This window comes from Parasphingorhabdus sp. (assembly GCF_041748495.1).
Lineage (GTDB): Bacteria > Pseudomonadota > Alphaproteobacteria > Sphingomonadales > Sphingomonadaceae > Parasphingorhabdus.
Window position 1 is genome coordinate 1 of the sequence record NZ_JBGTDD010000141.1, and the last position, 4,035, is coordinate 4,035.

At 51.4% G+C, this 4,035-nt stretch carries 5 protein-coding genes; all 5 read right to left on the reverse strand.

From position 1 onward, the window contains the following. Positions 1–256, reverse strand: a 256-nt coding sequence (locus ACEW8J_RS12470) for a DUF1330 domain-containing protein (protein ID WP_373491971.1), incomplete at its 3' end; no start/stop codon positions are given. Next, complete coding sequence (locus ACEW8J_RS12475; protein WP_373491972.1) at positions 253–801, reverse strand: DUF1330 domain-containing protein; 549 nt, start codon at positions 799–801, stop codon at positions 253–255. The genes ACEW8J_RS12475 and ACEW8J_RS12470, both read right to left, overlap by 4 nt. A gap of 385 nt (positions 802–1,186) precedes the next feature. Then, the gene (locus ACEW8J_RS12480) at positions 1,187–1,444 is read right to left on the reverse strand and encodes a hypothetical protein (protein ID WP_373491973.1); all 258 of its coding nucleotides are present in this window, start codon (positions 1,442–1,444) and stop codon (positions 1,187–1,189) included. Continuing rightward, entirely contained in the window at positions 1,441–1,689 is a 249-nt protein-coding gene (locus ACEW8J_RS12485; RefSeq protein ID WP_373491974.1) for a hypothetical protein, read from the reverse strand. The genes ACEW8J_RS12480 and ACEW8J_RS12485 overlap by 4 nt, the downstream gene beginning before the upstream one ends. Positions 1,690–2,268: 579 nt before the next feature. Continuing rightward, positions 2,269–4,035 (reverse strand): putative bifunctional diguanylate cyclase/phosphodiesterase (locus ACEW8J_RS12490; RefSeq protein WP_373491975.1); only part of this gene is annotated, 1,767 nt, incomplete at its 5' end.

Genomic DNA, 4,035 nt, shown 5'->3' on the forward strand with positions numbered 1-4,035 from the left:
TAAGGTCCGCTCGCAACTTTTTCAGTTTCGCATATTCAGCGCAGTTCCAGAATTTGAGCGCCGTCTGCTTGTCAGGCCATTCAACAATAAGGACGCCGCCGCCATCGCCAAACTTGCCCTCCAATAAGTCGGCACCACCCGTTCGCATGATGTAGCGACCACCCATGCGTTCGGTAAGTTCCGCCGTTTTCTTGACGTAAGGCATTACCGCTTCGCGGTCTGGTGTGACCGCAACGATTACGAAGTAGGCTTTCAAGATTTTTTGCTCTCAACTCTTGGTAACACTCGATCATTGGAGTGGGACCATAATGCTACGTTGAGATCGGCTGCACCCTCTCTTCTTTTACGTATTTTTAGATAGGTATCACTTGTCCAGAAGCCGACCGCATCGGCTTCAGCAGGAAATCCTATCGCTATGCTCACTTGGTCATCAGGATATTCACCCTTTAGAATATCATAGTGAGGGCCAAACAGCAGAGGTACTCCCTTGTGGGTCGCTATCAGGTCTGTCTCGATAAGGCCCGCCAGATAATGTTGGTATTTCTTCCAATTGAAGACTTTGCCCGAAATCAGCATTATTGTTTGCAATCGCTCTGGCACCGGCTCGGTTGTCCAACAAACCAACAATCCTGTCGTACTGATCGCAAGGACCGATCGACCACTGATTGTAGCCTGAAGGATCGCTACGTCATCTTGATAGCGCCCCTCCATTTCTCTCAACGGCTTCCCGGACGAAATCACCTGATACGAACTTAGATTATGAGCTTCTGAGCCTTCTGGTGGGTGTTTTGCATCCGACATGCCAATGTCACTATCAAAACCGAAGCGTTCGGCATAACAACTCCTAGGACACAAAGTTTAATCTCTTGGTTGTGTTTTTTCTTTGGCAATCGACCTGAGAAAATATCCCATTGCCGTGGGGCCATTTTTGCTGAGTAGTCGCGATTTCTGTTGAACTTGCCCTCATCCGAGCGGCAAATATGTCCCTCCTCCGCTACCAACTGAGCGGCATGATGCAGCCAACGCATCAATATCTTACTCTCTGCTTTCCAGATCAGCGAGATCAATCGCATTCAGAGTGACCGTCCCTTTCTTCATGTCGTCGAGTTTCTTGAAAAGTATAAGGGCTTGGTTGGTATGACCGAGCGCCTTCATTCTCCCGCGCAACTGTTGAAATCGGCCCAACTTAAATCGCGAATTCGTTCAAGTTGGATTTGATAAGAACCAAGTTGGCAGCATCTTCAGCTTGACCTAAAAGTTCTGCTGTTTTCCAGATATTGTCCCCGTCGTTGCCATTTTTTTTAAGCTGATTAGCAAAAGCCTGAAGCACAGCGCACACGTCATCGTTATGACCAGTTGTCGAGATGCCAGATTGGTTCTCGTTAGCCTCAATTTTATGAGGCAGATCATCTTCCGTTGTCTGGTTCATATTGACGGTCATCATTTTGCATCATTCTCAATTGTTAGCAGAATGACGAGATAATAATCCACCGCATGGTCGCTGGACCGCAGTTCTTTGTAAATCGAAAATCCATCGCCGGCGTTGCGAATAATGCGCTCTGCAATAGGTTGAAAAGCAATCAGGTCTGATTCGCTCCCGCTAACGGGTCTGACACTGGCTCCGCCGTCTATTTTATCGGCTTTGTGGTGAGGTCCACCTTTCAACAATTCATCCAGAATTTTACTCATATCTTCACCTAAAACCGAACCTTAATATGCGATTCAATTTACCAAACTTGGTTGTTAGATTCCCGGAGAAGGCGACCAACGATCATCAGAAAGTCGCAATAATTCCATTAGCACTAAGTATATCAATTTCGGCGTTCGCTAACCGCTAACCGGATCAATTCTAGTAATTATGGCTCTTCATTATTCGACAGACTATCTTGCTCAGCACGGTCAAGTCGAGCGTTTTTTCAGAAACTTGCGTTATATTATCAGCTGGAAGCTGTGCAGTACGATGTGTGCCGAAGATGTCACGGAGACGCTGGACATGGCTCTGGAAGCCTCAGGCTGCTTGTCGGTCCATGTGAAGCACAAGCCAAACCAGCTGCACCGTTAAAGAAACGGAAGGGCAGGTCAAACGGCCAGCGGAATTGGCCCAAGCCGCCGCAGTCGACCGGGGCAAGATCGCTTTCCTCCGGTGTTCGGCATGTCACGCCTTAACATCGAAAGGGCCTGCTAAGGTTGGCCGATCCGTCTTTATTATAGTGCAGGAAACTTATTGAGCCAAAGGGCTCTCACTAGGAAAAGGCCAAAACGACGTTTCTACGCGACTTTGCGGTTGTTCCGTTCGCCCGACAGGCTTTTGATCAATGCGTTCACGGCCGTGATCGGAACCGGTCGACTGAGCAGAAAGCCCTGAATATTGTCGCAACCGTTCTGGTGCAGTATCTCTACCTGTTCATCCAGTTCTACGCCTTCGGCAAGCGTCTCCATGCCCAGTGCAGCAGCAAGTCCGGTGATCGCCTGAACGATGGCGGCGCTGCCCTTGTCGGACAGGATATCGACAACGAAGCTCCGGTCGATCTTGATCTTGTCGAACGGAAAGCTGCGCAAATAGCTCAGCGACGAATAGCCGGTCCCGAAATCATCCAAGGCAACCCGGATGCCCATTGCGCGAAGACTGTACAGCGATTTCAAGGTCTCTTCGACATTGTCGATCAGCAACGATTCAGTGATTTCCAACTCGAGCCGTTGCGGTGACAGTCCGGACTGGGTCAGCGCCTGGATCAATATGGCATGCAGACCCTTGGTGCGGAATTGGACCGGGGAAATATTCACCGCAACCCGGATGTGCTCCGGCCAGTTCGCCGCCTGCCGGCAGGCTTCCTTGATCACCCATTCGCCAATCTGGACAATGAGACCCGTTTCCTCGGCCAGAGGAATGAAATCCACCGGCTGTATGAAACCACGTTCGGGATGGTGCCACCGGATCAGCGCCTCGAAACCGTTGATTCTTTGTTTCTGGGTATTGAACAGGGGCTGATAATAGAGTTCGAACTGACCCTGCTCGATCGCCAGTTTCAGATCGATTTCGGTTTCCCGTCGCTTGCGGGCCAGTTCGTCCATTTCCTGTTCGAAATAATGATATTGCCCTTTGCCTTCCCGCTTCGCCCGGTACAGGGCGAGGTCGGCATTCTTCATCAGCATATCTGACTTCCGGCCGTCATGGGGCGCAACCGCTATGCCGATGCTGGTCGTCGTCGGCATGATATGGCCCTCGACCTGAAAGCTTTCTGCGAACGACTTCTCGAGCTGTTCCGCGATCATCGTAATCGCATCGACATTGTCGACATTGTCGACCAGTACCGCAAATTCATCCCCGCCAAGCCTGGCGACAAGATGCCCGTCTAGCACCGATGCCATCCGCTTCGTAACTTGTTTCAGCAAGGCATCGCCGACCGGGTGACCGAGCGTATCATTGACCGATTTGAAATTGTCGAGGTCGAGGTAGAAAACAGCGATCAGATCACCGTTACCAGCGCGCTTCAGCGAGATATCGAGCTGATCGCGGAAATATTTCCGGTTGGGCAGTTCGGTCAGTGCATCGTGCAAGGCGATATGGGAGATCCTGTCTTCCCGCTCGACAATGGCGTCGACCATTTCGTTGAAACTATCGCCGAGGCGGCCAATTTCATCGGTTGAATTGACGATAACCTTGTGTCTTTCGCCGATACTGATCTGGCGCGCGGCCTCTTCCAGCCGGGCAATCGGGCGGGTGATGCCCTTGGCCAGCAACCATCCCGCCGACACGATTATCGCCAGGCCAAACAGCGCCAAGGCCGTCAATATATAGGTTATTGGACGATAGGCGAGCAACGCTTCGCTGAGCGAATGCCGCAGCAGCAAGGTCGGCTTCTCGCTGGCACTCAGCGATGGCAAAGCCGAGGCCCGGTATAATATGCGTTCGCCGTCTTCAGTCAGTTCCACCTGTTTGCCGGACTTGGCTGCGAGCGTCTCCGGCAGCGAACGGGCATCCAGCACTTTTGCCGTCAGGTTGATCGGCGCAAGCTCCGCCAGATTCTGCATTTC